This is a genomic window from Acetomicrobium sp. S15 = DSM 107314 (genome assembly GCF_016125955.1).
Classification (GTDB): domain Bacteria; phylum Synergistota; class Synergistia; order Synergistales; family Thermosynergistaceae; genus Thermosynergistes; species Thermosynergistes pyruvativorans.
Window position 1 is genome coordinate 1 of the sequence record NZ_JADEVE010000173.1, and the last position, 25,350, is coordinate 25,350.

Consider the following 25,350-nt stretch of genomic DNA (forward strand, 5'->3'; position numbering starts at 1 on the left):
TGGACTGCGTTATAGAGGGATGACTTTACGGCTTCGTAGAGCGGAGCCTCCGCGCCGAAGGATGCGGCGCGGTCCAGCACGACTACGGCCTTCTTGCCGTCCAACGCTTTTCTGATCTCCTCTTTGGGGAAAGGCCTGAACGTCCAGAGTTTCAAGAGTCCCACCTTTTGACCCTCTTCTCTCATCCAGTCGACGGCGTATTTGATCGTGCTGTTGGTGGAACCAAGGGCGACTATGACGCAATCCGCATCGTCCGTGCGATATCGCTCGACGAAGTCGTATCTCTTTCCGAAGGCCTCTTCGAACTCCTGGGCGAGAACCGGGAAGAGCTCTTTAGCCCCTTTCATTCCCTCTATCTGCTGCCGTTTGTGTTCGAAGTAGTAATCGTAAAGGTCGATGGGGCCATACGTTACAGGGTGCGAGGTGTCCAGCAGGGGGTAGTACGGTTTCGCTTCTCCCACGAACTTTTTCACCTGGTCGTCAGGGTAAATCTCGACTGGTTCCACTCCGTGCGAGAGGATAAAGCCGTCAAGGCACACCATGACCGGCAGCCTCACCTCTTTCGATTCGGCGAGCCTCACGGCCAATACGGTGAGCTCATAGGCCTCCTGGTTGTTCTCGGCGTAGAGCTGTATCCACCCGGAATCCCGCTCGGCCATGGAGTCGCTGTGATCGCAGTGGATGTTGATGGGGCCGCTCAAGGCCCTGTTTACCACCGGCATCACCACGGGGAGCCTCATGGAAGCGGTTATGTAGACCACCTCGTGCATAAGGGCCAATCCGTTGGCGCTGGTGGCGGTCATGGCCCTGGCGCCGGAGGCTGCCGCCCCGACGACGGCGCTCATGGCGGAGTGTTCGCTCTCTACGGGGATCATTTCGGTCTTGACCAATCCGTCGGCTACGAACTGGGCGAAATATTCAACTATAGGCGTCTGTGGCGTTATGGGGTAAGCCGCTACCACATGCGGCTCTATCTGCCTCATGGCGTGAGCTACGGCTTCGGCTCCGGTGAGGGCCTGCTTCGCTCGCATTTTTTCTGCTACCGTGACCATTGCGATTCCTCCCTTACTCCAGAAATTCCGTCTCGGCCTTCATCTCGATAGCCTTTGCCGGGCATACGCTCGAGCACAGGCCGCACCCCTTGCAGTAGTCGTAATTGATGCCGTCCATATGCCCTTGTGTTTGGAGTATCGCCTGATCGGGGCAGTATAGCCAGCAGAGCATGCAGCTCGTGCACTTGTTTTTATCGTGAATGGGCCTCATGACCCTCCACGAGCCGGTCTTGACCTCTTTCGCATTTCCGGCCTCCGTTATCGTTCCGCCGATGGGTATCTCTTTCCATCCCTTTGCAGCCATGTCTTCGCCTCCTCTAATGCGAACAACGGACCTCTTCGTAGCCCCTCTTTAGGGCGCGCTTGTTGGCCTCTATGACATCTTGTGAGAACTTGTCGCCGAACATCTCTTCTATTCGCGCCTCTAAGGCTTCTGGCGCGACCACGCCTGTGACTTTGGCGAGGGCCCCGAGCATGGGGGTGTTCGGTATCCCTCTCTTGATCTCCTGAAGGGCTATCTCCGTGGCGTTGACCGTGCATATCTTACCTTCAAATTGCGTCTTCTCGGCCACAAATGCGGCATCCTTTGCGGTGTTCACGAGCAGAACCCCGTCGTCACTCAGCCCTTCCGCCACGGCGGGGGAGAGCAGCGTGTCGTCTATGACCACTACCACGTCGGGGTTTTCCACGGAGGACCTTACGAGCACGGGCACGTCCCCGATCCTGTTGAAGGCCTTCATGGGAGCGCCCGACCTCTCGGCCCCGTATTCCGGAAAGGCCTGGACGTGTTTTCCCGCTCTCAGGGCCGCCTCTGCGAGCATCTGAGAAGCGCTCTTCGCGCCTTGTCCCGCTCTCCCGTGCCATCTCACCTCAAAATACTTTACCGGCACTTTATGCACCTCCCGTTTCCTTTTGATTTTCTTCGGTATCTTGCGGCGGGCTCGTTTATGCGCCCTTTCCTTTGGTCCGGCGCGCCTTATACAAAGCGGCTGTAAGCTTTTTTAAAGAGCGGCGGACCGCTCCAAACTTTCGTTTATTATAAAACATAGGGCGATGCGTGTATACAGATCGACATGTGTCCGTATATGCCGAAAGCCGCGCCTTGAACATATTTTCTTCCCATGGTAAGATTTTGTCGCGGACCTGTAGCTCAGTAGGATAGAGCGACGGCCTCCTAAGCCGTAGGTCGCCGGTTCGAGTCCGGCCAGGCCCGCCAGGTTTTATCCCGACTGGCTTTGTGCCCTGTCGGGAATTTTTATTGCGATTTTAAGAGCAACGGCCTGCTTTCTTGCTGTGCCGTGATGACACTCGAAATTGCAGCTTTTCCTAAAATTTAAGGCTTCCCTCTTTAAAATTACTGTGTTTTTTTGCTTCTGCCCTACAGCCTTTTAGCAAGTCGCACTCACGCCTTTGACAGAGGCGCTTTTGTTACATTGCTTCTATCCATGGTACTTTATATCCCATTTCTTTATGTTTTTCGAGGTCAAGCTCTGACCTGGGTAGCAATTTTGCCTGCTTAAGAGTGGCGGATTCTATTTTCCTTCTTCAGAAGCTTTCAAGCCGTCTCGGCCGTCTGTGTTTAGAAGCGGCGGTGAGCCTGTGCCAAGACACAAAAAGCGAAGACAAACCCAGCATTCACACGCCATACTTTAAGAGTGTTCAACTCTTGTTGGGTATGATGGACCCCTCTCTTTGGTTTTTCCCATAGGTTTGCTTTACCTCAAGGCCACCCCTTTTTACGGGAAATGTGGGACGCCACCAAGGAGGCGTTGACGATGATGACCTGATAGTGATATAAATCCATTGCACCCGCGTGGCCAAGTGTTCGTGGCGATTGGTAGCCTATATATCCTGGTTGTTGGCAGGGATACCCTAAGGCAACGAAAGATGGTTCAGCAAACTCTAATAACTGTAATAATGCGGGTCTGCCTAAGGAGGTAGCAAGCATGCTCCAAGATTTCAAGGCATTCATAATGAGAGGCAACATGATCGACATGGCCGTAGGCATCATCGTAGGTGCTGCCTTCGGTGCAATTGTAAACTCTTTTGTCAAGGATATCATTATGCCACCTATAGGTCTTATTCTGGGCAACGTCGATTTTACCAATCTCTTCATTGTCCTTAAAGAAGGAGCAACCCCTGGGCCATATGTCTCGCTGGCTGCTGCCCAAGCTGCCGGAGCTGTTACGGTCAATTATGGGGCCTTCATAAATACCATTGTTAACTTGCTCATAACAGGAGCGAGCGTCTACTTTTTGATTGTGCGTCCGGTTGCCAGGCTGCAGATCCACAGGAAGGTGGAAGAAGAGACACCAACTACAAAAGAATGCCCGTACTGTGCTACCGCTATCCCCATTAGAGCCAGCCGTTGCCCGAACTGCACTTCGGAACTAAAAAGCGGCACATAAACCAGCAAGTGTAAAATACTATTAATGATAGACCCCAAAGGAGGACGAGGGAATGCGGAAGACGATTTTAGCTCTTGTGTTGGCGGTTGCGGTGATGTGGGTGGCTGTGCCGTTTGCTGCGGCGGGCACGCTCGACAAAGACGTGATACTGGTGGGCACGGAAAGCACTTACCCTCCCTACGAGTTCCGCGATGACAAAAACCAGCTCCAGGGCTTCGACATAGAGCTGGTGGAAACCATAGCCAAGGAGCTCGGCAAAAAGGTGGAGTGGGTCGACATGCCCTTCGACAGCCTGATCCCGGCGCTCATTTCTGGCAAGATCGACCTGATAGCGGCCGGCCTTTCCGCGACGCCCGAGAGGGCAAAGCGCGTCTCCTTTACGATTCCCTACGAAATAAGCCTGAGCTCTTTCATAGTGAAGGCCGATAGGGACGACATAAAGACCCTCGACGACCTTAAGGGCAAGGTCGTGGCAGTGCAGCTCGGAACGGTCCAGGACACGTACACCACGGGGCTTGGCACTGTGGAGGTTAAGCGCTTTCAAAAGTTCGACGACTGCGTGCGCGAAGTGAGCCTGGGGAGGGCCGATGCCTCCCTGATGGATCGCCCCGTGGCCAACAACTTCGTGGAGTCCGATGAGTTTAAGGGAAAAGTTAAAATCGCCTTCGACCAGGAGATAACGGGCGCCGGCAAGGCGTTGGCCATAAGAAAAGACGATACTGAGTTCCTTAAAGCTGTAGACGCGGTCTTACAAAAGATGAAGGACGACGGTCGCCTGGATGCCTTGCTTAAAAAATGGATGAAGTGGTAACAAACGAAGCCTTAGGGGACGGTTGCGCCCCCTAAGGCTTGTTTCCGAAAAACTGCTTGAAAAGCGAGAGAGGCTTTTTATTTGCCGTTGACTTGCTTAAACGGCGCTTAAACAGTGAGAGCAAAGTGAATAGCAAGCGCTTATTGTTGTTATTTAAGTTTTTAAGCGATATGGTTCAAATATTTACCCTTAAATTTAACCCAAAGCGCCTTACGAACAAAGGCTTTATGCGCGCACCTTTAGGGCGATGCTGTTTCCCGATGGGATCACCACGGCCTTTTTGGGCTTGGCTTCTTTAGCGATGTGCCTAAAGGCTTCGCCAAGCGAATGCGTGACCATGCCGGGATACTCTATGTCCGTCTTGGGTGTTACGAGAACGCTGTTGAGCTCCACCAGATTTTTCACCGTCTTTAGGGCTATAAAAGACGGTATTGTGAAATTCTGCCTCACCTCTTCGAGAGCGCTCCCGAAATCGTCCATGGCCTTCAGCAAAGTCGTGCCGAAATCGGGATATCCCAACCCCTCCGGCAAATCCGCCACCAGTATGAGCCCACCTCCGGGGCGCACGGCGCCGTATGTGGCGGAAACGGCCTTCACGGCCTGATACAGGTCTATGTCAAAGGGATAGCCGCCGCTCGAAACGATGACCAGATCCGCGGGTTCGTCTATGTAAAGCCCCTGGAGCGCTTCGGCTTCCTCTATGCCTTTGGCCCAGGCCTCTTCTATGCTTCCGGCCACGTAGGTCGCCGGCTTTCCCTCCTTGTCGCCGATCACGTTGAGCAAAAAGGATTTCTTGCCCTCTAAGGCTGTGCGCACAAACTCCATCATGTCTCGATGTATCGGGTTTTCGTCGAGCGATCCGCAGTGCACGCCTGGGTGAATGCCGTTGCCCGAAAAGGCGAGGCCGTGGTTGTGCTGGGTAGAGCGCTTGCCCGCAACGCCGGGTATAATCCCCTTGCGCCCGCCGCTGTAACCGGCCAGGTCGTGGTGCGTTATGCCGCCCAAGACCACCACGAGCTCCGCGTCCACGACGGCAGGATGAAGCTCGACGGGCGTTCCGGCAGTCGTCTTTTTGCCCAAGGGGGCAGCTTTGAGGGCATCGTGGGCTAAGATGCGGTCGCCAGAGCTGGGAGCAGAACCCAATATGAGCTCGATCTCCTCGTCCGTGGGCAGCCTGTGCTGTCCTCCTCCGATTACCCAATCCACGCTTTCTACGCCGCACTGAGCGAGCCTCCTTCTGACAGGCTCGGCCATGAGGGGCACGCGCTGCCATGCCCTCGTTGCGTCGGGCACGACGACAGCTATTTTGGAGACTCCCTTCGACAATTCCTCAAGCCTTGGGGAACCGATGCAGTGTTCCAAAGCTTCGTCCGCAGTGCGCCGCTTCACATGCCCTTCCTCGATGTGCGTCTCCTGCAGGGGCAGCAGCAGCTCGAAAACGATTTCATCCCTTCCGATGGGAAGGCGAACGGTAGGCATTCTCTCTCCTCCAGTCTTTGAGAAACTCCGATCCTCTCGGATGTAACCACAAGTATAAGTGTAATATATTTTAAGTGAATGTGAGTGTGAATGTGAATGTGAATGTGAGTGTGAGTGTGGATGTGAATGTGAATGTGAGTGTGAGTGTGAGTGTGGATGCGAAAGCGAGGGTGAGGGTGAGAGTGAGGGTGAGGGTGGACCCGGGCGTGAAATTTCCGAGGTTTCGGCTGTTGAAGTGCCCGACGATGGCCGAAAATAAGATAGGCCTTTTTGTAAAGCCAAAGCTAAAGCGCATATCCGTGAGGTGAATGGTATGAGGGCGATAAAAACGCTCAGGTTCGGAGTGCTTCAGATCAGCGAGGAGGACGTCGTCCGTTTTCCCAAAGGCATCCCCGGTTTTGCCGACCATACGGAGTGGGTCTTCGCCGGCGACGAAGATAGCCCCATAAAATGGCTCCAAAGCTTAAAAGACGGCGACGTGGCGCTCCCCGTGGCCCCGCCCGAACTGATTTTAGCCGATTACGACGCCAAGGTTTGCAGCGAAGACATTAAGGAAATCGAGGCCTCCTCGGCGGGAGAGTTGGCGCTTTTGGTGGTTATAACCATCCCGCCCGATGAACCGTGGCAGGCCACGGCCAACCTGCGCGCACCCTTAGTAGTAAATATCAATAAGCGTTTGGCTAAGCAGGTGATAGTCCAAAACGAGGAATACGCCGTGGCGCATCCGCTCTTTGACAGAGCGGCCAGGGAGGCGATGAGGGGCAGCTCGCACCCGGCTCCCGAGGAAGCTCGTGCGGGAGGGGGCGCTTAAGGTTGCTCGTGCTCTCGCGCAAAGCGGGCGAATCCATAATCTTGGGCGACGATATAGAGATAACAGTGCTCGAGGTCAAAGGAGACTCCGTAAAACTTGGTATAGAGGCGCCAAAAGAGATTCCCGTGTGGCGAAAAGAGCTGGCCGAAGAGATAGAGAAAGCCAACGTGGCCGCCGCTCGGGCAAAGGAGGCCGAGGCCTTGGCGCGTCTCTTCAAGTCTGCTAAGAAGTGACCGCGGGTGCGACTTAAGATGAAAACGAGCCGGGGATGGTGATATTTATATGGCTTCTTCCGTCTGGCAAAAAAACATAGAAGAACTAAAAAAACATCAGCCGCACCTCGAGGCCCTTTTAGAAGAGAAAAAGGTATCACTCGATAAAGAAAACGGCCTTTCAGGACGCGAGGTCAAAGAAACGCCTTCGGGCTTTTGGGTAAAAGGCTTAACGGAACGTCCTTTTTTCGAGCGCAAAGAAAGCCAGGGGCAAAAAGCTTCGCCAAAAAGCGCCTGCGTCCTTGTTATGGGCTGCGGGACGCCTTCTTACTTCATTAAAACCCTTAAAACCCTCGGCAAATCGGTGATGGCGGTCATCGTCGTAGAACCGAATATAAATTTGCTCTTGCACTTGCTCGACGAAGTCTTCGTGTATAAGCTTTTGCCTCCTTTTGTGAGGCTCGGTTTTGCCGTAAACGATGACGACGAGCTCGTTCAAGAGCTTTTGGGCGTTACAGTTGGCCCCCTTGGGACTTTCGCGGCAGGGGATTTAGAGTGCGTCGTTCACGAGGGGGAATGCGAGGCTGGTGGTGCCTTTAACGCCGTATTTTCAAAGCTTAAAGAGCGCATACTTATCAACCTGCAACTAATAGGAAACTCGGTGGAAGACACGCTTTTGGGCCTGCGCCAGATGGCGCTTGCCTCCCCCTGGGTCGTCTTTGGGCCAAAGCTCAGACATTTAGCCGGCGCCTTTAAAGATAGGCCCGCCGTCGTGGTTTCGGCAGGGCCATCGCTCGATAAAAACTTCGAGCTCCTTAAAGGAAAAGAAGACCGCCTCATCATAATCGCCACGGACACGGTGCTCAGGAAGCTCCTTAAAAACGGCATTAAACCTCACATAGTTTGCGCCTTGGAAAGGGGCCTCGTGGTTTTTGACAAGCACTTTAGAGACGTCGTAAAAGACTACAAGGAAGAGCTAAAAGACGTGCTTTTGGTGGTGCAGTCGGTTTGCGTGCCACAAATCGTCGGCACCTGGCCCGGCCCCAAGGCGGTTATAGGCAAAGCAGGCCTACCCCTCGACTTGTGGGTTGTGGCACAGCTTTTGGGCGGAGACGTAATTTCGTCAGGCGCCTCCGTGGCCCACATGTGCGCTACCGTAGCGGCAGCGCTTGGAGCTTCTTCCATCGCCCTCATAGGCCAAGACCTCGCCTACGGCCCTGAAGGCTTTACCCACAGCAAAGACACGGCCTGGGAAAAAGAAAAGTCGGGCGACGCCGCAGTGCCTAAAGAAAACCGCATCGAAGTTCCAGGGGCTTTGGGCGGGACCGTTTACACAAACAGGATATGGCTCATGTTCATCCGCCTTTTTGAACAGATGATACCGTCTCTTAAAGAGTCTGGCATAAACGTTTACGACTGCACCGAGGGGGGCGCGCTCATAAAAGGAACAGCTATAATACCTTTTAATGAGTTTTTAAGCAACTTCGTGGACTCACTTGAACCTCTTGACGTTACGCCATCTCAGGCGGCGACTTTAGCGGCAGAAGAAGATATAGTTTCCTCAGCGGAGCGCGTGCTTAAAAAAATCGACGAGGGCATAGGGGGCTTTAAGCTCTCTTTAAGCCTTTTGGACCGCCTCGAAAAAGAAAAGGCGCGCGTAACCTCACCCGGCCTTTCACCCGCCCAAAGGCAAAAGCTCGCTTACGAAGCTTCTTCTGTGATCGACGCGCTCCACGCCCAAAACAGGGTGTTAGAGTTTTTGGGGCAGACCTACGCGTACGCAACGCTACTTGAAATCATACGAACGCGGGAGCTAAGGGATATAGAGATGATCAAGCGGTGGGAAAAGGCCCACGATGAACTCATAGCGGCCCACCGGGTGGCCGCCAATTTTGCGATTCGATGGCTCAACTACACAAAAGAGGCGCTTAGCTCCTTCGTAAACGCGCCTCGAAATGTTTTGCCTTTTGACCTAAAGCCGCTTGCCGAGAAAGAAGCGTTAAAGCATTTAGAAAGCTTACTCGACGAAAGCGAGGCTTCAAGCGCCGCCCTAAACAAACCGCTGATAGATAACATCATCGCCAGGTGCGACCCCATTTCAGCAGACTGGCCATACAAAGTGTTTTGGAAGCTTGCCCTTCACCTTGAAAGCGAAGGCAGGTGCGAAGAGGGATGCGCTTTTATCTTTAAGGCCATAAAGCTGCTTGAAGATAGCACAGTCCAAACAGAAGAAGCAACCGCAATACTTAAAGATTGGGCGCGCCTTTTGGCTTCGCCCGACCTGTGCCGCCTCCCTCAAATAGAAACGGCAAAGGTAGCTTTAGGTAACGCCCTGCGCTACGCCCCTGAGGACGAAGAGATACAAAGCATGTGGAAGTCGCTTACCGAGCAAGAATACGTTACCTTTAGCGACCTCTTGCAAGTTGACCCTGAAAATGCCGCGATAAAGTGGAGGAAGCGCAAAGCCGAGGTCGAAAGCCTTATCGCCTGTGGCAAAGTCTTTGAGGCGCTCGGTGAAGCCTGGGAAATGGCAGAAAGCTTCTTGCAAGACCTACCAGATGAAAGCAGGGCTATGGCTTCTTGGTGCCTTTCTACGGCAGAAAAACTCATCCCCGCTTTGGGCGAAAAAGACGAAAGGATCGAGGCCTTTTTAGAAAAAATTAAGCAAAACCTCGACATTTTTAAAGAGCTTAGCGTTCCCGTGCCGGCGGGCCTTGCTAAAGAAATATTTTCTGGATTTGAGCTAAAGTTTGAAGCCACAAAGGCCGAATAAAGAAAAGAGGGGGTGGTGCCATAGATAGCAGAAGGTAGGGGAAAAGTTTTTAAACAGCAACAGTTTTTGTTCCAACGGCAGAGCAAGGATGCCCTGCCCGAGCATCAAAAAACAAGGAGGTTGAAAAGTTATGAGAGTTTACCACAATATTCCCGCTCTTTTTACTTACAACGCTTTAAACAGCACCAATGAAGCCCTGCAGAAGTCCATTAACAAGCTATCGACAGGTTTAAGGATCAACACCGCTGCCGACGACGCGGCGGGCCTTGCCATAAGCGAGAAGATGAGGGCTCAGGTTCGAGGCCTCGATATGGCCGTGAGGAACGCCCAGGACGGCATATCGATGATCCAAACTGCGGAAGGCGCACTGAACGAGACCCACTCGATCCTTCAGAGGATGAGGGAACTGGCAGTACAGGCCGCAAACGACACGCTAACGGCAAACGACCGCCAGGTCATCCAGCTTGAGATCGACCAGCTTAAAGAAGAGGTTGACCGCATCGCCTCGACCACGCAGTTCAACAAGAAAAAGCTCTTAGACGGCACGGCGTCTGTCCTTTGGTCAGCGGACAAGCTCGAGACCAAGGCCTTCGTGCGCGGCAGCCTGCGCCAAGTTGACCAGTTCGGCCAGAAGGCGGCCGCCGAAGGCAACTTTAAGATCTCCATCAACGCCACTCCGGGCCAGGGGCAAATTCAAAAAAGCGACGTGTTTAAGATCAAGCACGAAGACGTCATGATGAACGTGAGCGTAAACACGCTCAAAGGCGTCAATGACGTCAGCATCGACGGCCTCCCTGCCGGAGATTACAAGCTTAGTCTTGCAATTGGTCAGATATCAATTAACTCGACTGGTACTACTATAAATAGTATTGACTTGAGTGCAGCTGCAAACCTGGTGAGCTATTATGGTTATAGCGGAGTCATCGTGGCAGGTAGCGCTGCTTCAGCAAATGCCAACATACTCTTTGAGGTTATTGCTGTAAACACCGCAGCGGGCCAGGTTACGTTCCGCGGCGTCTCTTACGTATTGGACAAAGACGGCAACATGAATAATTACGTAGACGAAAATATAGTCGTCCCTCTCGCTGGGAATGGATTGACTGCTTATAACGGTCTCGGAGTGACAATAGACCTTACGCTGTCAAGTATTTCCAAGGCAGATAAGGGTGACAAACTTGTCTACCAAGTAAACGCTAAGGCAGATGTATCTAGCAACGAAATCGTAGCCACATGGGATTTTGAGGTTAACTCCGCATGGCCTTTAGGCTGGAACGGCGCGGGCTCGCTGGCATTTGCCTTTAATAATGCTGGCATCGACAACAAGACCGTCCACTTTAGGACGTTCTACCTCAACACCGCAAACGGCGTCACTTACGAGGGCGACATCAGTGCCCGCTTCGGCTCTTTGACGGGGATTGTAGCAGATGAATCCGTGATGGGCGCAAGCTTCACGGCGGCTTACATCGGGCAGGTCGCAGCTGATGACGTCATGCTCCGCGACCTCGACCGCTTCTGGGACGCTAACGGGCGCTTTTTGCTTGAAGATCCTCAAACCATAACGCTCATCCAGGGTGACGGCACAAAGGCTTCTGTTACGCTATACGCCACAGACACTATCAGAAACGTCCAGGAAAAGCTCAACGCCGCGATCCGCGACCAGTTGGGCCAGGGCCAATACGTGTCGAGCAATGCCGATAAGTTTGTAACTTACGTGTCCGAAGGCGATGATAAGGCCAATACGCCTGAGGCCCTCGCCGGGACCTTCGTCATCCGAAGCGTCGTCGCCGGAACTAACGGCGAAATAGCTTTTGCCGGTGACGAAGACGTCATAAAGGCCTTGAGCCTCAGCGTAATCCAAAACTCCAAGGAAAACGAGTTCCGCGTATCAGTCCAGGATGCCCACAGCGGCGCCACGGTAGCTTCCAACACCAAGGTGACGGGTAACATGCTTATAGGCATAGTGCACCCGAACGTCGACGTCGAGTTTGACCCGATGGCCGACATCGCTATCGCCTGGAACGACAACACGAAACAGTTTGAACTTTCAGCCGAAACGACCACCTATGAAACTTATCTACATCTGGCCGACAACTCCACGGTGTTTCAGATCGGCGCCAACGAGAGTGAAGACATGGGCATAGACATCGGCAACATGTCGTCTCGCGCTCTTGGCATCCACAGGGTGCTGGTCACCGACCGCGACTCGGCGTCCCGTTCCATAACGATCATAGACTCTGCCTTGGACCGCGTTTCTAACCAAAGGGCAAAGCTCGGCGCATATCAAAACAGGTTGGAACACACCATAAATAACTTGAACACCGCTTCTCAGAACCTGACCGCTGCCGAAAGCCGCATCCGCGACCTCGACATGGCCCAGGAAATGATGAACTTTACGAAGCTTCAAATACTCATGCAGGCCGGTAACGCGATGCTAGCTCAGGCTAACACGCTGCCTCAGGCAGTGCTCCAGCTCTTGCGGTAGCAGTAGCACGAAGGAGGGGGCTTCCCCCTCCTTCCCCCTTTGGGGTCAGGTCTTTAATTTTTTTGTTTCTTAGCTTCCCCTAACTTTATACCTACCCCGTGGGGGATTAGTTTTTGCTTTTTTAATGTTTTTTAAGACTGTCGCAATCTTAAAGGGGGTTAAACCGTGAGCGCGGGCGGCCTCGACAGCCTAAAACAGGTTTCTCATGAAGGAAGTTTTTTGCGGGAAATAGCAACTGAGGCGGGCAGACGCCTCTTAAAAAACGGTCCTATTGAGGTTGAGGCTCCTTTAAAGTTGGCCGAAGGCAGGCGGCAGGAGCAGGAAGCTGAACCTGCCCTCGCCAAAGAAGGGCTTGCCTCCGCCGTTCGTAAGGCAGAAGAAATGGCCCGCATCTTCGACAGGAGTTTGCGCTTTGAATATGTGGAAGAGGCCGGCATGTACCAGGTTCACGTCATCGACACCGTCAGGGATGAAGTGATCCGCAAGATTCCGCCGGATGAGCTCATCCGCTTTATCGCATACATAAACGAAATGCTCGGCGCTCTGCTCGATGTGGAAGCCTGAAGTTATAATCGCAAATCAGGCCTAACGATGTTGCCTGTCAAAGACTGGCGTGGCAGCAGGCTTTGGGTTAGTCAAGCATCTTTAAAACTTCCGACTTAGACTCGGCGTCGAGTATGGCTTCGGCGGCTGCGTCGAGCTTCGCTTCGTCGTTTATCGAACGTATCTTTTCTTTTTCCCAATGCGTTAAGCCGAATTTGCGGCGAAGCTGTTTTATCAAGGTGGTTTGTTTGCCTTCCATCTTGCCGCGCTTTATCAGCTTCTCAGCCAGTGACGGCATCACTTCTTCACCTCCGAGTTTCTTCACTATTTCCCACACGGTCTCTTCTTCTACGTCCAAGGCATAGATCATGTACCAAAATAAGGTCAGTTTGTCCCTCTCGGGCAGTAATATTATATCAGTTACGCCCATGATGCTTGAGGCATCTTGGCGGGGCACGTATTTCATAAGTTCAAGGCTTGCGGCAAGGAATGCGTTGCCTTTGGCTTTTTGCCTTATTTCTTCGTCTGAAAACAGGCTTAAGTCGATTAGGGCGTATTTAAATTCAGGCATGTAAGGCTTTATCGTTTCTTTTTAGCTCTTAAATTGGCCTTGGAAGTTCGTAGGTATGTTCCACTCCTGGCCGCCATGGTATACGACTACTGGTATTATAGGCGTTAGGGGTTTGTTTTCTTTCTTCCGTTCATCCCATGTCGCGTACATATAGCCCAGCATTTGAAGCAACACGCCCTCATCGGGATAAGATTTGTGCTCGAATATGAAATAGACTTGAGCCTTTGTGTCGTCTATATTGCATTTTACTGCCAAGTCCATGTGATACTTCGTATATCTCCTGACCTTTTCCGTCGGAAGCATCTTCATGTTGTTTAAGCTTATTTCCGTGGAGAGCTCCTGAGGCAAAAACTCCTCGATGAACTGTTTTACGTTCACGCTGTCTGACATTACGGCCTTAAAAAACCTGTCGTGAGGGTCCTTAGGAGATAGGTCTTTTTCTTTCATGAAAGATGCCTCCAAATCTAATAGATTGAGTTTCTATATCGACACGGCTTATTTTACATGAGCGCGGGCGGCCTCGGGCGGCCTAAAAACAAATTTCTCTTTAAAATGGCGATCGAAGCCCATTCAGCGAGATCATATTACCACTGACAGCTCTCATTTTTTACGTTATGCAATAAACAAGCTGCCGTTTGTGTTTTGTAAAGCGTGGTCGCGCGTCGATGGGATATTTGCCATCGAACCGGTGCTGACCGGGCCGTTTGCATCGTCCTCATATTCGCCGAGCCTCTTGCGTCTAAGGGCGGTCGGGTCGAGTGTATAATATGGGCGAACGCGGAGCTGAAGCGGCAAAAGGAGAGCAAGGATTGAAAACCATGGTGCGTGTGCACGAAGACCTCATAATAAAAGTCGTCGTTCCGATTTTGGAAGAGCTAAAGGAAATAGCAGGGGCCTACCTTTTTGGTTCAGCTCTGGAGCTGTGCCGGCCAGACAGCGACGTCGACATAGGGTTGGTCATAAAGCCGTTGAGCGGGGAGCCTGAAACCTATTACTTTAAGACGGCTCTTGCTGTAGAGAATCGCCTTGGTCGGCTCGATGGGCACCCTTTTGACATCATACCTTTGAATACGGCTAACAGCATTTTTGCCTTTAAAGTGATAAAAAACGGGCATTTGATCTACGATCGAGATCATGAAACGATCACCGACTTTATTGAAATCATAAGCCGCCGCTATGGGGAAAATTACCCACGCTATATTAAAAGCCTAAAAGACATTGTGGGAGCATAAGAGATGACCTTAGATATAGAGCGCATCGAACGGAAGATCGCCTATATTCGTGAGCAGATAAATACTATTAACAAAATAAACTTGTGGAGAACAAGATATTTTTCAAGACCCGTTGAAGCTAAGTGGCTTAAAGTATCTTTTACAGACGAGCATCGAAGCGATGATCGACATAGCCTAGCCTGTGGCTGCCAAAGAGTTTTGTTACCCACCAAACGACGCTCGAGATACCCTGAAGGTGCTAATGGAAAAGGGTGTTATTTCAGCCTCAGAGTTTGATACCTATGTTGCTATGGTGGGCCTTCAGAACCGTCTGGTTCATGGTTATGAGAGGGTATCGGCTGAAGTGTTGTATGAAGTTGTAACAAAACAACTAGACGACTTCGAGAAATTTATCGGATCAATTATGCCGATAATTCGCTCAAGAAAATCAGACCGTTAATCTAAAAAATAGCCACCCATTGTCCTGTGGTTCAGATACTGGATTGATTGTAAGTCCTTAAGACGTCTCCTGCGGGTTTTTGCATAGATATGGCGAGCTCGCCCTGCCTTTACACCGCGTAAAACCCACAAAGCTGCCGTTTATTTACGCTCACATCCACTTCTGCATAATGCCAGTTGCCACTGAAGGAAAAAGCAGGCCGGCTTCCTTCCATTTTGTAATCAAATGGTCACCAACCAATATTCGATCACTCCTGCTCGTTACAGCAGCGATGATAACTTCTTGACGGCCTTGATGATAAGCGTCTGAGCTCACTATCAATGCGGGGCGCCGCTTTATGCCGGTCTCGTCGGAAAAGACGAAGTTAACCAGCACTATGTCTCCTCGCTTATACTCGATCATAGGCCCCGTCTTTTTCGTTGTCCCAAACTTCGGCAAGCACTGGGTCTACTTCGGCTGTAAGCGCAATTAAACCGTTGGCGTCATTCTCAAATGCGCTTTTTTTGAGGGCTTTATCAAGCTCGTCCTTGCGGAAACGCCAAGAGCCTCTCTTGCTGGTCCTATAACCCGTCAATTTTTTCTCGTGGCAAAGCCTGTAAATTGTCCGCTTTGATACCCGCAGACGCTTAGCAGCCTCATCTACCGTAAACCACTCTTGTTGTGTCGTCACGCTTTTGTCTCCACGTCTTTATTTATCAAGTTCTGGCAAAAGTTTAGCTTTTTGGCAAGAATTTGCAACCACTTGAGGCCACTAATCTTTGTTTTCTCTCACCTTCATATCCACGCTCATTTGTTCACATCTCACGCCTTACGTTTCACATCCCCATTTAGCCTCGCTTAACCCTTGTCTTTATCGCTCGCTCTCGCTTTCGCCACATATTTTCAAGGGTTCATTGTCGCTATAGCCTCACTTTAGCTGCCTATGTGACCCCACGACAGGGGTGTCCCGCGCTTTATGTCGCAAGAGGCTTTCTTTCCCAGCACTTCTTTCAAGAATTTAGGGGGCAGGCCATGGCCGGGCCTGATAGAACGGACGTTGTCTTCCGTAAAACCCTCACCAGCTTTTACGTCTTTAACGACAAATAAGGAGCGCCTAAAAACTCGGCTCTTTGCCTCTTTTTCACTTACTCCGTAATATACTTTACCGAGCGTTTTTTCAGCAGCCCTCACAGCTTCGACCATGGCTTTCAATTCGTGCGGCTCTATAGAAAAGGCAGAATCTGGGCCTGGAAAATCGCGCGACAGTGTAAAGTGCTTTTCTATAATGCAGGCTCCTAACGCGACCGCAGCGACAGGCGCTGCTATTCCCAAGGTATGGTCAGATAGCCCCACTGGAAGGCCAAAGCCTTCGGCCATGTGTGGGATGGTGCGCAGGTTCATCTCTTCAAGAGGGGCGGGGTAGGCGCTATTGCATTTAAGCAGGGCAACTTGAGAAGCTCCAGCGCCTTTAGCGGCGCTAACGGCTTCGTCTATCTCGGCCAATGTCGCCATACCAGTAGATATGATTAAGGGCTTTCCTGTTCGGGCCATCTTTTCTATAAGCGGGATATCGACGATTTCAAACGAAGCGACCTTATGGACTGGCACGTCCATTTCTTCCAAGAAATCCACAGCCGTGGAGTCAAAAGCCGTGGAGAATAAGTCTAACCCTAAATCGTTTGCGATCTCTTTTAGTTTAGGCTGCCATTCCCAAGGCATGTAGGCCTCAGAGTATAAATCGTAAAGCACGCGCCCTTCCCAAATAGTCCCGTCTATACGAAATTCGGGGGCATCGGACTTAATAGTTATGGTATCTGGGGTATATGTCTGAAGTTTCACCGCATCGGCCCCAGCTTCTTTGGCGGCATGCAAAATCCTTACAGCTTGGTTGAAGTCTCCATTGTGGTTGGCTGACATCTCTGCAATGACGTAAACCGGACATTCTTGCCCAATGCGTCGCTTGCCAATTTCTATATGTGAACTCACCGCTTTTTACCTCCTATCGGATAGAACGTATCATTTCGAAAGCCTCAACAGCCTCTCTGCCTACAACAGTTCCCCAGCGGCGTGAAATAGCGCAAATCGCTTCAGGGGATCGTGGGTGAGGAAATGCGCGAACTTCTGTATCGTAGCAAGATAAGGCTTTGATTTTAACGTTTACAGTCTTGCTGATGTCTACAAAGACGTTGGGGTGGAAAGTGGGGTCAAACTGCTGGAAGCTCCACTCCGTAGATGAAGGGACCTCAAAGGCACAAATTTCCCGCACAGATTGATCTTCCACAGGGCGCGTCGCCGTCAGCACCGCCCGGTGCATTATAACGTGGTCTATATTTAGGTCGCCGCCATGATGAGTAAAGATTACTCGGGGTTGCAAGTGCTCTATCAGCCCTTCAATAATCTTAATTACATCCAATAGCGGCACGGTATCGAAACGATTGTCGGGTAAACCGTAAAGAAAAAGGTCTTTAGCGCCCAATAATCCTGCCGCTTTCTCGCAACGGCCCTGAAGCTCCTTAACCAGCGTCTGGTCGGCTTCTTCTCGCTTTTCGTAGCGGGACGTGATGCCTTCGCCCAAAATGGCAATGTAAACGTCGTGCCCTTCTTGGGTTAGTCGAGCGATAGTGCCACCGCAACCAAGGACTTCGTCATCGGGGTGCGCAGCCACAACTAAAATATTCATGAAACATCGCTATCTTTCAAGGGTCTTATGGTTACATCGGCCACAATGCGTCCATCATATAGCGCTGCCCTGCTAAATTCATACAAAAAACCTCTACATTTGATAAAGGCACGGGGATACCCTTCGGCGTCGAGCATGCGGATAAAATCATATAACGCTTGTAGTGAATTAAGTTCAGGAATTTCGCTTTCTTCTGGCTTACGCCGTTTAAATACCAGGGGTTCTCCAATTTGGGGCACTGGTTCTGGTTGCTCTTTAATAATACACTTGACCATTTCTGCAGCAAGGTAGGCAGTACGTATGTAAATCTCTTCAGCGTTGCCTTCAAGGCAAAGGTCCTTTTTTAAATAAACAGGGCCGGCGTCGAAGTCTTGTGTCATGCGCAAAGCGGTGAGCTTGGTGTGCCGATGCCCTCTAATAATGAGATTTTGAAGAGGACTTCCCCCACGTCCGTAGGGAACATCAGTCATATGAAAACACACACACTCATAATTATTAATAATCTCATTAGGAACTTTCCAAGACCAGTGAAGAAAGAATATATACCGCGGGTTAATTCTTTTAACACTATCGAGGGTTAGCTCCTGCGGCGAACTAACAAAATACCACTTCCCAGGTAGCTTGTTTATAACCTCTTCAAACACACGCCTATTCCATGGTTTGCTACCAGCCACGATGTATACACATTTTTCTTCAATAGAGCTCATTTTATCTCTCCATCACATAATGTTTTGCCTTGTGTCCTTTTGCGGTATCTATTCCAATATATCTAAATCCAGCTTTTTCAAAGCTCTTGGTCGAGCTAATATTGTCTGGCTTAATAAATGCATGCACTGTTTTAACCATCGTGTTCTGAAATAGCTCTTTTACTCCATTTTCGATAATATAAGCTCCATATCCTAAGCCACGCTTACCTTTATCTATACTCACATCAACTTCTGCCTGTTCGCCCTCGATGTCAAATCGTATTTGCCCAATAGGGATGCCTTTTTGGTCTTCTGCAATAAAGACAAGACAATTAGGATCGCTTAGTTTGTCATTGAACCACTTTACATGCTCTTCCCAAGGAATCAGCACTGAACAAAACGCCGACTCTCTAACTTGCGCATCGTTTGCCCATTCCCACAGTAGCTGGCAATCCTCTTCGCATGCAGGTCTCAACCTAAGGGCTTTTAGACCCATATAACATAAAACCCTTATGGCTCCTTTGCCATCCACTATTTGCTGTCCGCACTGATTCATTTCTGCACGGCGTTTTTGATTTAGCAGCAAACTCAGCAAAGGTTCTGCTATTTCTGAAGAAGATAAATTATAATACCAACCTAGGTTTAAAGCGCAACCCGCATCGTTAAACGCTTCAGCGACCAGGCGCTGGTTTTTCGCCAGCGCTATAACAATAAATGGTAAGCCTGAGAATACCAGCTCCCAGCAGGTTGTGCCGCCCGCAGCTATTGCGATGTCGGCCCAGCTCATGAGTTCTGCCATGTTGGGCACATCGCGCATCAAAATAATGGAGTGCCTCGACGTGCGTGCAGCTCTTTCTAAAGCTTCATAATGCGGGTTAGTCGGCCCAACTACTACCGCCACTTCGAGCGGTTCAAAATCGACCATGTTTATGGCGTTAATCACCTTTAAGGTTACGTTTTTAGGGTCAGAGCCGCCCATCGTAACGAGCAACTTACGAGCTACTTCCGGCACTTCCCTCTTCCATCCGCGCCACTTTAAAAACTCACGCCGCAAAAGCACATATTTTGTGCCCAAAAGTAGCTTCGTATAAGGCTCGCAGGAGTACGGAAGGCTTTCGGCGTGGAGGTTTTGGTTTAAGACTATATCGGCGTAGTAGTGGCCGGCATGCCCATAGTCATCGATAGCAAGCAGCGGGTGTCCCGACTCCTTGACCAAGCGCTGGTATGAGGAGTCAAAGTGATAGCCGTCGATAACAAGCCAGGCCCCCTTGTGTTCTTCTAAGATCTGCCTTGTCGTCTGCCAATCTTGGGGGTGAGGGTATGGGTTTTCTATTTTATGCACCCTAAAACCTTCCTCATAAAGGCGGCCGAGCAGGTTGTCGTTTGAGCATGCAGTGGCGAAAACGACCTCACCGCCACCGTCTTTCCATCCTTGAGCCAGGGCGAGGCAGCGCATTAAGTGACCGCTACCTATATGAAGGCCGGCATCGGCACGGATAATAAGAGGTTCTAATGTTACCACGCGGAAAATCCCCCATCCACAACCAGACATTCACCGGTAATGTAAGAAGCCTCATCTGAAGATAAAAATGCTACGGCGTTAGCGATCTCTTCTGGAGCAGCCATGCGTCCCAACATTGTCTTTCTGGCGTAGTTACTTACAAATTCATCGGACTGTCTTGAAGCGGAACGAACACCACCAGCTACAATAGCATTAACTCGGACGCCTTGTCGCCCCCAAAGCGCTGCCAAGTACCTGACAAGCCCCAACATTCCGGCTTTAACCGCAGCATACTGAGGTGGCGTAAAAAGCATCCCTGGAGGATAAATAGAATGATCTACACCAACTATGCTATATATTGAAGACAAAAACACAATGCTAGCCGTCTTATCTGAACCAAGCCGTGTAACTATATTCCGAGCACAAAGAAAATGACCCGCCACATCCACTTTAAACAACTGCACGAAATTATCATGGGTTAACTGTTCAAAAGGTGTTGCAAGACCATCGCGCAACGATGCATTAGCTATCAATATTGTTGGAACTCCAACCTTTTTCGCCATTTGCTCAAAGGCAAACTCAATGCTACTTTCATCCGTCAAGTCCAACTCGACAGGGAATAACTTAGTAGCGCAGTCACTGGCCTGCTCGCTGATCCACTCTTTTGCCTTTTCAATCCGCCGTGAAGCAACTATTACCCTTACATCAGAGGCTGCCAACCTTAGTGTAATAGCTTTTCCCAATAGACCCGTCGCACCTGTTACCAATGCGATACAGCCGGACAGCCCTTTCATTTACTTCTCCTCCTAAGAAAAAACTCACATAGATCAAAATCAAATTGGGTTCCTACATGAACGGACCGTTCCTCCGGAGTTTCTATCACGCCTAATCGATAGCCAAAAAAATGTCCTGTTTTTTGTAGCTCGTTCAGTTTCGCAATTTTGATTGAACCATTGGGACGATATACGGAGGGCAGTAGAGGGCGTTCTTGCATATATTTATCGCCAAAATATCTCCGCCAATAACCACTTTCTTCGTCTGGTATCACAGCCCAATGGAAATAGTGCGGGTCAATCTTAGTAACGCTAACTACATAATCCAAATCTCCTTGCAAGAAACGATCCACACCCGCTCTTAAATCCTCAACAGAACGTAACGGAGAAGTAGGTTGCAAACAAACCAAGGCTTCTTTGTGCTGCCCTTTGTTTTTAAGAAACTCGGCTATATATTGACATGGTTTGTGAGAAGCCACCAAATCTCCACACAATTCCGGTGGCACCAAAGTGGGCACGCTTGCGCCGTAGCGGCGAGCCACTTCCGCGATAGTTACGTCTTCTGTGCTTACATAAACATTATCGAATAGGCCAGAATCAAGAGCTGCTTCAATTGAATAAGCAATCATGGGTTTGCCAGCTAAAGGCAACAAATTCTTGCCTGGAAGCCTCTTGCTACCTGCCCTGGCAGGAATACAGCATAGCATTTTATCGATCATAAAATTGTCCCCCTAGGAATGGTTTACTATCCACAGGCTCAAGAGGAGACTTCTCGTCTCTTTGCCATAGGCCTCGCACTAACACATCAGCGAATTCAACATCTTCCATGCAATCCAAATCCACGCCTCTGTTTGCATCCATCACCGCTAAATGAAAAGGGTCTCCGTAAAAAGCCCGCTGCGAAACAAAAGCAGATGCTCTTGCCCACCAAATTGCGCCTGTCGGGCAATAAGCTTTTTTAAGATGTTGGCTTAGGGTATTATGCGCTGGGCCGAATAACCAATTTCCTTTGCCCTCATCATCCATTGTCAATGCCCAGTGTGGATAAACCACCCTATATGGCACGACGGATATCTGAAAAAGCCTACGATTAGCCTCAAAAAGGCGGTAATGTTCAATGATGTCATCGCTGCGTCTTAAGGGGCAGTTTGGCATGAGTTGGCATATTATGTCCACTTTTGCACCCTGACTCCCCACAGTTTTAAGTGCATGTAGTTCCACATCTACGAGGGAAGCCTCATCTGTAGCCAACTCCTCAGGACGAGGTAGATATTCAGCGCCATACCACTCGGCAACCTTGCCAATAAAAGGGTCATCCGTCGTGACTATAACTCTATCAAATAGCCCGCTCCTCAAAGCAGCAGCAATAGTATATGCGAGCATCGGGTGACCAAAAAATGGATAAATGTTTTTACTGGGGATCCGCTTAGAGCCTCCACGCGCGGGTATAAGCGCAATAAGAAATTGATTATTTATAGTCAATACATATCACCTTTCTCCGTTGTGATGCGCAATGTGCTGCAAGGGCCACTTGTAATGTTTGATAGCTTTCTTTCAAGCTAACTAACGACGCATCTTCACAAGTTACTCGTGCCAAAAAGTGTTCTACTTCGGCTATGTATGTTTGGTTCGGATCAAATTCATAAGAAATAGTTTCCCAACCGGCTCCATCGGCTCTAAAAATTTGGACCTCGCTTTTTGAATAATCCCAAACTATAGTGCCCTTTTCACCTGCAAGCTTGCACAATCTGGCATAACCACGCTGCACAAAATCCATGTGGATGTCAGCCTGGGTGCCATTTTCGAAGCGCAACAATATAGTCGCGCAATCTTCGACGTTTACTATTAAATTGCTCACCTTGCCAGCCATGCATATTAATTCTATAGGGCGCCCTAACAACCAAATGACATAATCAAGCTCGTGCGAACCATCCAGGATAATGCCGCCACCCAAATCTCTTCTGGCCGTATAGCTTTGCCGGTAATCCTGCCATGGTCGCCAATCTGGAAGATACTGCCCTACTTCAGCATATGCCCACAAGACCCGTCCTATTGTGCCTTCATCAACTAATTGCTTAACTTTTAGAAGTCCAGGATGAAAACGTAAATTGTAACCCACTTGGACAACACGTCGACGACTTTCAGCCTCAGTGATCAATTCAGCAACAGCATCGAGCGTATGTGAAAGTGGCTTCTCAATGAACACATGCGCGTTAACTCGCACGGCTTTTAAAGCCTGGGGGACATGAAATATGGGTGGCGTGCATATGAATACCAACTCTGGCTTAATCGACGCCAATGCTTCATCAAAATCGCTAAACGGTTTCACATTTAGTTCGGTCACCATAGGTGCCAATCGTTCTTGGTCGGCGTCGCAAGCTGCTAAATGTTGGATTCCTATTTTACGCAAATTACGCAAGTGTCGCCTACCAATGGAACCTGACCCAACTACTAAAACGGAGTAATCTAACACTTGCCCGCTCATTGTTAACAGCTAACGACCTTTCGCACTGCAGCTACAACATTACTTACATCATTGTCGCTCATGGCGTAAAAGAGGGGAAGCGTTATGATCTCTTCGTATGCCTCTTCGGCTACCGGGCATAGGCCCTTTTTGTAACCGAGCTTTTGGTAGTAAGGGTGCCAGTACACCGGGATGTAGTGGACATTTACGCCTATGCCTTCGTTTCTAAGCGATGAAAATATGTCTTTTCTGTCGATTTTTCTGTCGATGCTTATTTTGTTTAGATCTAACTTTACCACGTATAAATGCCATGCCGAATTTCTATCGGCCTTCTGGGTTAAGGGCCTTACCGCTTCGATTCTTGAAAAAGCTTCGTTGTAAAAGGCGGCCAATTCCCTGCGGCGCGACACGTTTTGGTCGAGCCTCTTTAGCTGGCTCAAGCCCAAGGCGCAGTTTATGTCGGGCAGGCGGTAGTTGTAGCCCAAATCGACCATTTCGTAAAACCAAGAGCCGCACCTTTCGCGCTCTCTGTGGTCGCTCGTGATGCCGTGGTTTCTAAAGATGCGCATGACTTTAGCCAACTCTGGGTCGTCTGTAGTTACCATCCCACCTTCGCCAGTCGTAATGTGCTTTACTGGGTGGAAGCTAAAGACAGTCATGTCCGCGAGGGCACCGACGCTACGACCTTTGTACGTGGCGCCCAAGGCATGGCAAGCGTCGGCTATCAGCGTGAGGTTGTGCCTTTTAGCTATATTCTTCAGCTCGTCGTAATCGCAGGGTTGGCCCGCATAATCGACGGCTACTATGGCCTTGGTCTTAGGGGTTATCTTTTCTTCTATTTCACTTACGTCGATGAGCAGGGTTTCGGGCTCCACGTCAGAAAAGACAGGGCGAGCCCCCTGGTAGAGGACGCAGTTTGCGGTGGCAGCAAACGTCATGGGGGTGGTTATCACTTCGTCTTCTGGCCCTATGCGGGCGGCGAAGGCAGCCGCATGTAGCGCTGCCGTCCCGCTGCTTAAAGCTACCGCGTATCGCGAGCCCACTTTCGCGGCAAAGGCTTCCTCAAACTCTTCAACTTTAGGCCCAGTTGTGAGCCAGTCGAACCTTAAGACGTCCGAAACAGCTTTTACGTCTTCTTCCGTTACCCATTGGCGCCCGTAGGGGATAGCGCTCATATATATCGCCTGCCTAAACCTTAAAAATTTACCTTATTCTAACTCTTTTATCATGTTTGTAAGCTCCTGGGGCGAAAGCCACCAGGAGTTGTTGTCGCTGGTGTAGGCGAAGCCTTCAGGAACAGGCTTGCTCCCTTTAGAGTTATTTTTGTCCCAAAAGGGGTGCTCAGGCTCTATTACGAAACTGTCGTCGTATTCCACGGCGTGGCGCGACTCTTCTTCCGTTAAGAGGCATTCGTGCAGCTTCTCCCCCGGCCTTATGCCAACTACCTCAAGCTCTGCTTCGGGGGCGATGCACTTTGCGAGGTCCACTATCTTCATGCTGGGTATTTTTGGTATAAAGATTTCCCCGCCCTTCATCCTTTCTATAGAATTTATCACGAAGCGCACGCCTTGGTCTAAGGTTATCCAAAACCTGGTCATCCGATCGTCGGTTATCGTGAGTTTGCCTGTGCGCCTTTGTTCTAAAAATAGCGGAATGACGCTTCCCCTGCTTCCCACCACGTTGCCGTATCTTACGACGGAAAAGCGCGTCTTTTTGCCGCCAGTATACGCGTTGCCGTGAACGAATAGCTTTTCTGCCACGAGCTTTGTAGCGCCATAAAGGTTGACAGGGCAAACCGCCTTGTCTGTGCTTATGGCGAGTACCTTTTCGACGCCGTTGTCTATGGCGGCGTCGATTATGTTAGAGGCGCCATCTATGTTGGTTTTAACGGCCTCGATGGGGTTATACTCGCACGTTGGCACTTGCTTCAATGCCGCGGCGTGGACGATGATATCCACGCCGTTTGCTGCTCGATACAAGCGGTCTTTGTCGCGCACGTCTCCTATAAAGAAGCGAAGGCGCGGATCTCCATTAAAGCGCTTGCGCATCTCCATCTGGAGAAATTCTCCCCTGGAAAATATCCGAACCGCCTTGGGGTTATGCTCTTTTAAGGCCATTTCGGTGAACTTCTTTCCGAAAGAGCCGGTGCCCCCGGTTAAAAGAATGGTCTTTGCGGTAAGAGCCACTTTGAGCGAACCTCCTGTGCGATAAAGGTTACCTTTGCATCACAAGTTTCTACAAAGAGCCTGCATATATGTTTCGACCTTATCGGCCGAAGTTGAAAGCGATTTTTGCCATTTGCGCAGGTTTTGCCGCGCACAGGTTTTCGCCTATTTTTTAAAGGGATACAAGGAACCCCCTTTCTTTGTCCCTCACTCTCACCTTCACATCCACCTTCACATCCACCTTCACCTATCACCTTTTAGCATATAATAAAAAACTAAAGACAAGACG

At 50.2% G+C, this 25,350-nt stretch carries 28 protein-coding genes and 1 tRNA gene; 11 read left to right on the forward strand and 18 right to left on the reverse strand.

Annotated features, from left to right (window positions below):
• The 3 genes from porA to EZM41_RS04180 form a co-directional block, all read right to left on the reverse strand.
• The coding region (porA, locus tag EZM41_RS04170) for a pyruvate ferredoxin oxidoreductase (protein ID WP_198469821.1) at positions 1 to 1,052 on the reverse strand (1,052 nt) is incomplete at its 3' end.
• Positions 1,053 to 1,065: 13 nt separating this feature from the next.
• Positions 1,066 to 1,356 carry a pyruvate synthase subunit PorD gene (porD, locus tag EZM41_RS04175; RefSeq protein ID WP_198469823.1) on the reverse strand — a complete coding sequence of 97 codons (291 nt, stop codon included), beginning with the start codon at positions 1,354 to 1,356 and terminating at the stop codon, positions 1,066 to 1,068.
• 13 nt (positions 1,357 to 1,369) lie between these two features.
• Positions 1,370 to 1,942, reverse strand: coding sequence for a 2-oxoacid:acceptor oxidoreductase family protein (locus EZM41_RS04180; RefSeq protein ID WP_198469825.1), 573 nt, complete (start codon positions 1,940 to 1,942; stop codon positions 1,370 to 1,372).
• Between the two features lie 249 nt (positions 1,943 to 2,191).
• On the opposite strand from EZM41_RS04180, the gene EZM41_RS04185 reads away from it, so the two are divergent.
• The 3 genes from EZM41_RS04185 to EZM41_RS04195 all read left to right on the forward strand — a co-directional run bounded on the left by EZM41_RS04185 (position 2,192) and on the right by EZM41_RS04195 (position 4,271).
• Positions 2,192 to 2,268, forward strand: a tRNA-Arg gene (locus EZM41_RS04185).
• A gap of 730 nt (positions 2,269 to 2,998) precedes the next feature.
• On the forward strand, positions 2,999 to 3,460 hold the full coding sequence (gene mscL / locus EZM41_RS04190; protein WP_198469827.1) for a large conductance mechanosensitive channel protein MscL: 462 nt from the start codon (positions 2,999 to 3,001) through the stop codon (positions 3,458 to 3,460).
• A 52-nt stretch (positions 3,461 to 3,512) separates the two neighbouring features.
• Positions 3,513 to 4,271, forward strand: a complete 759-nt coding sequence (locus EZM41_RS04195) for a transporter substrate-binding domain-containing protein (protein ID WP_198469829.1) — start codon at positions 3,513 to 3,515, stop codon at positions 4,269 to 4,271.
• A gap of 225 nt (positions 4,272 to 4,496) precedes the next feature.
• On the opposite strand, the gene larA is transcribed toward EZM41_RS04195, so the two are convergent.
• Positions 4,497 to 5,750: a nickel-dependent lactate racemase gene (gene larA / locus EZM41_RS04200; protein WP_198469831.1), complete on the reverse strand. Its 1,254-nt coding sequence runs from the start codon at positions 5,748 to 5,750 to the stop codon at positions 4,497 to 4,499.
• Positions 5,751 to 5,884: 134 nt separating this feature from the next.
• On the opposite strand from larA, the gene EZM41_RS04205 reads away from it, so the two are divergent.
• The 6 genes from EZM41_RS04205 to EZM41_RS04230 all read left to right on the forward strand — a co-directional run bounded on the left by EZM41_RS04205 (position 5,885) and on the right by EZM41_RS04230 (position 12,592).
• On the forward strand, positions 5,885 to 6,058 hold the full coding sequence (locus EZM41_RS04205; protein WP_198469833.1) for a hypothetical protein: 174 nt from the start codon (positions 5,885 to 5,887) through the stop codon (positions 6,056 to 6,058).
• 5 nt (positions 6,059 to 6,063) lie between these two features.
• Entirely contained in the window at positions 6,064 to 6,561 is a 498-nt protein-coding gene (gene fliW, locus EZM41_RS04210) for a flagellar assembly protein FliW (protein ID WP_232619053.1), read from the forward strand.
• 8 nt (positions 6,562 to 6,569) lie between these two features.
• Positions 6,570 to 6,794, forward strand: a complete 225-nt coding sequence (gene csrA / locus EZM41_RS04215; protein WP_342449233.1) for a carbon storage regulator CsrA — start codon at positions 6,570 to 6,572, stop codon at positions 6,792 to 6,794.
• Positions 6,795 to 6,843: 49 nt separating this feature from the next.
• The gene (locus tag EZM41_RS04220) at positions 6,844 to 9,546 is read left to right on the forward strand and encodes a motility associated factor glycosyltransferase family protein (RefSeq protein ID WP_198469839.1); all 2,703 of its coding nucleotides are present in this window, start codon (positions 6,844 to 6,846) and stop codon (positions 9,544 to 9,546) included.
• 130 nt (positions 9,547 to 9,676) lie between these two features.
• Complete coding sequence (locus tag EZM41_RS04225; RefSeq protein WP_198469841.1) at positions 9,677 to 12,028, forward strand: flagellin N-terminal helical domain-containing protein; 2,352 nt, start codon at positions 9,677 to 9,679, stop codon at positions 12,026 to 12,028.
• Between the two features lie 165 nt (positions 12,029 to 12,193).
• Positions 12,194 to 12,592, forward strand: a complete 399-nt coding sequence (locus EZM41_RS04230; RefSeq protein ID WP_342449228.1) for a flagellar protein FlaG — start codon at positions 12,194 to 12,196, stop codon at positions 12,590 to 12,592.
• Between the two features lie 67 nt (positions 12,593 to 12,659).
• Here EZM41_RS04230 and EZM41_RS14305 read toward each other — a convergent pair whose 3' ends face one another.
• Both EZM41_RS14305 and EZM41_RS13560 read right to left on the reverse strand, forming a co-directional pair.
• On the reverse strand, positions 12,660 to 13,142 hold the full coding sequence (locus EZM41_RS14305) for a DUF4351 domain-containing protein (protein WP_342449229.1): 483 nt from the start codon (positions 13,140 to 13,142) through the stop codon (positions 12,660 to 12,662).
• A 21-nt stretch (positions 13,143 to 13,163) separates the two neighbouring features.
• Complete coding sequence (locus EZM41_RS13560; protein WP_342449230.1) at positions 13,164 to 13,589, reverse strand: Rpn family recombination-promoting nuclease/putative transposase; 426 nt, start codon at positions 13,587 to 13,589, stop codon at positions 13,164 to 13,166.
• 320 nt (positions 13,590 to 13,909) lie between these two features.
• Here EZM41_RS13560 and EZM41_RS04240 point away from each other — a divergent pair, with 320 nt between their 5' ends.
• Both EZM41_RS04240 and EZM41_RS04245 read left to right on the forward strand, forming a co-directional pair.
• Entirely contained in the window at positions 13,910 to 14,374 is a 465-nt protein-coding gene (locus tag EZM41_RS04240) for a nucleotidyltransferase domain-containing protein (RefSeq protein ID WP_198469843.1), read from the forward strand.
• A gap of 241 nt (positions 14,375 to 14,615) precedes the next feature.
• Entirely contained in the window at positions 14,616 to 14,813 is a 198-nt protein-coding gene (locus tag EZM41_RS04245; RefSeq protein WP_232619054.1) for a DUF86 domain-containing protein, read from the forward strand.
• 150 nt (positions 14,814 to 14,963) lie between these two features.
• Here EZM41_RS04245 and EZM41_RS04250 read toward each other — a convergent pair whose 3' ends face one another.
• From EZM41_RS04250 to pseB, 12 genes are all read right to left on the reverse strand, one after another.
• Entirely contained in the window at positions 14,964 to 15,215 is a 252-nt protein-coding gene (locus EZM41_RS04250) for a type II toxin-antitoxin system PemK/MazF family toxin (protein ID WP_198469847.1), read from the reverse strand.
• On the reverse strand, positions 15,202 to 15,483 hold the full coding sequence (locus EZM41_RS04255; protein ID WP_198469849.1) for an excisionase family DNA-binding protein: 282 nt from the start codon (positions 15,481 to 15,483) through the stop codon (positions 15,202 to 15,204). Before EZM41_RS04255 ends, EZM41_RS04250 begins: the two co-directional genes overlap by 14 nt.
• 242 nt (positions 15,484 to 15,725) lie before the next feature.
• Positions 15,726 to 16,778, reverse strand: a complete 1,053-nt coding sequence (pseI, locus tag EZM41_RS04260; protein ID WP_342449231.1) for a pseudaminic acid synthase — start codon at positions 16,776 to 16,778, stop codon at positions 15,726 to 15,728.
• Positions 16,779 to 16,791: 13 nt separating this feature from the next.
• Positions 16,792 to 17,472, reverse strand: coding sequence for a PIG-L deacetylase family protein (locus EZM41_RS04265; RefSeq protein WP_198469851.1), 681 nt, complete (start codon positions 17,470 to 17,472; stop codon positions 16,792 to 16,794).
• On the reverse strand, positions 17,469 to 18,179 hold the full coding sequence (locus EZM41_RS04270) for a hypothetical protein (protein ID WP_198469852.1): 711 nt from the start codon (positions 18,177 to 18,179) through the stop codon (positions 17,469 to 17,471). The genes EZM41_RS04265 and EZM41_RS04270 overlap by 4 nt, the downstream gene beginning before the upstream one ends.
• Before the next feature lies 1 nt (position 18,180).
• The gene (gene pseG / locus EZM41_RS04275) at positions 18,181 to 19,680 is read right to left on the reverse strand and encodes a UDP-2,4-diacetamido-2,4,6-trideoxy-beta-L-altropyranose hydrolase (protein ID WP_342449232.1); all 1,500 of its coding nucleotides are present in this window, start codon (positions 19,678 to 19,680) and stop codon (positions 18,181 to 18,183) included.
• Positions 19,674 to 20,453 carry an SDR family NAD(P)-dependent oxidoreductase gene (locus EZM41_RS04280; protein ID WP_198469856.1) on the reverse strand — a complete coding sequence of 260 codons (780 nt, stop codon included), beginning with the start codon at positions 20,451 to 20,453 and terminating at the stop codon, positions 19,674 to 19,676. The genes pseG and EZM41_RS04280 overlap by 7 nt, the downstream gene beginning before the upstream one ends.
• A complete protein-coding gene (locus EZM41_RS04285; RefSeq protein WP_198469858.1) occupies positions 20,450 to 21,151 on the reverse strand; it encodes an acylneuraminate cytidylyltransferase family protein in 702 nt (233 codons plus the stop codon). Before EZM41_RS04285 ends, EZM41_RS04280 begins: the two co-directional genes overlap by 4 nt.
• Positions 21,141 to 21,914, reverse strand: coding sequence for an acylneuraminate cytidylyltransferase family protein (locus EZM41_RS04290; RefSeq protein ID WP_232619055.1), 774 nt, complete (start codon positions 21,912 to 21,914; stop codon positions 21,141 to 21,143). The genes EZM41_RS04285 and EZM41_RS04290 overlap by 11 nt, the downstream gene beginning before the upstream one ends.
• Positions 21,901 to 22,917, reverse strand: coding sequence for a Gfo/Idh/MocA family protein (locus EZM41_RS04295; protein ID WP_198469860.1), 1,017 nt, complete (start codon positions 22,915 to 22,917; stop codon positions 21,901 to 21,903). Before EZM41_RS04295 ends, EZM41_RS04290 begins: the two co-directional genes overlap by 14 nt.
• 2 nt (positions 22,918 to 22,919) lie before the next feature.
• Positions 22,920 to 24,071, reverse strand: coding sequence for a UDP-4-amino-4,6-dideoxy-N-acetyl-beta-L-altrosamine transaminase (gene pseC, locus EZM41_RS04300; RefSeq protein ID WP_198469866.1), 1,152 nt, complete (start codon positions 24,069 to 24,071; stop codon positions 22,920 to 22,922).
• A gap of 33 nt (positions 24,072 to 24,104) precedes the next feature.
• Positions 24,105 to 25,082, reverse strand: a complete 978-nt coding sequence (gene pseB, locus EZM41_RS04305; protein WP_198469869.1) for a UDP-N-acetylglucosamine 4,6-dehydratase (inverting) — start codon at positions 25,080 to 25,082, stop codon at positions 24,105 to 24,107.
• Positions 25,083 to 25,350: the final 268 nt, after the last annotated feature.

Excerpts from the sequence above, each read along its gene's own strand:
- porD (WP_198469823.1), bottom strand. The coding sequence starts at position 1,356 with ATGGCTGCAAAGGGATGGAAAGAGATACCCATCGGCGGAACGATAACG.
- mscL (WP_198469827.1), top strand. The coding sequence starts at position 2,999 with ATGCTCCAAGATTTCAAGGCATTCATAATGAGAGGCAACATGATCGAC.
- EZM41_RS04195 (WP_198469829.1), top strand. The coding sequence starts at position 3,513 with ATGCGGAAGACGATTTTAGCTCTTGTGTTGGCGGTTGCGGTGATGTGG.
- larA (WP_198469831.1), bottom strand. The coding sequence starts at position 5,750 with ATGCCTACCGTTCGCCTTCCCATCGGAAGGGATGAAATCGTTTTCGAG.
- fliW (WP_232619053.1), top strand. The coding sequence starts at position 6,064 with ATGAGGGCGATAAAAACGCTCAGGTTCGGAGTGCTTCAGATCAGCGAG.
- EZM41_RS04220 (WP_198469839.1), top strand. The coding sequence starts at position 6,844 with ATGGCTTCTTCCGTCTGGCAAAAAAACATAGAAGAACTAAAAAAACAT.
- EZM41_RS04225 (WP_198469841.1), top strand. The coding sequence starts at position 9,677 with ATGAGAGTTTACCACAATATTCCCGCTCTTTTTACTTACAACGCTTTA.
- EZM41_RS14305 (WP_342449229.1), bottom strand. The coding sequence starts at position 13,142 with ATGCCTGAATTTAAATACGCCCTAATCGACTTAAGCCTGTTTTCAGAC.
- EZM41_RS13560 (WP_342449230.1), bottom strand. The coding sequence starts at position 13,589 with ATGAAAGAAAAAGACCTATCTCCTAAGGACCCTCACGACAGGTTTTTT.
- EZM41_RS04240 (WP_198469843.1), top strand. The coding sequence starts at position 13,910 with ATGGGCGAACGCGGAGCTGAAGCGGCAAAAGGAGAGCAAGGATTGAAA.
- EZM41_RS04245 (WP_232619054.1), top strand. The coding sequence starts at position 14,616 with ATGGAAAAGGGTGTTATTTCAGCCTCAGAGTTTGATACCTATGTTGCT.
- EZM41_RS04250 (WP_198469847.1), bottom strand. The coding sequence starts at position 15,215 with ATGATCGAGTATAAGCGAGGAGACATAGTGCTGGTTAACTTCGTCTTT.
- EZM41_RS04265 (WP_198469851.1), bottom strand. The coding sequence starts at position 17,472 with ATGAATATTTTAGTTGTGGCTGCGCACCCCGATGACGAAGTCCTTGGT.
- EZM41_RS04270 (WP_198469852.1), bottom strand. The coding sequence starts at position 18,179 with ATGAGCTCTATTGAAGAAAAATGTGTATACATCGTGGCTGGTAGCAAA.
- EZM41_RS04280 (WP_198469856.1), bottom strand. The coding sequence starts at position 20,453 with ATGAAAGGGCTGTCCGGCTGTATCGCATTGGTAACAGGTGCGACGGGT.
- EZM41_RS04285 (WP_198469858.1), bottom strand. The coding sequence starts at position 21,151 with ATGATCGATAAAATGCTATGCTGTATTCCTGCCAGGGCAGGTAGCAAG.
- EZM41_RS04295 (WP_198469860.1), bottom strand. The coding sequence starts at position 22,917 with ATGAGCGGGCAAGTGTTAGATTACTCCGTTTTAGTAGTTGGGTCAGGT.
- pseC (WP_198469866.1), bottom strand. The coding sequence starts at position 24,071 with ATGAGCGCTATCCCCTACGGGCGCCAATGGGTAACGGAAGAAGACGTA.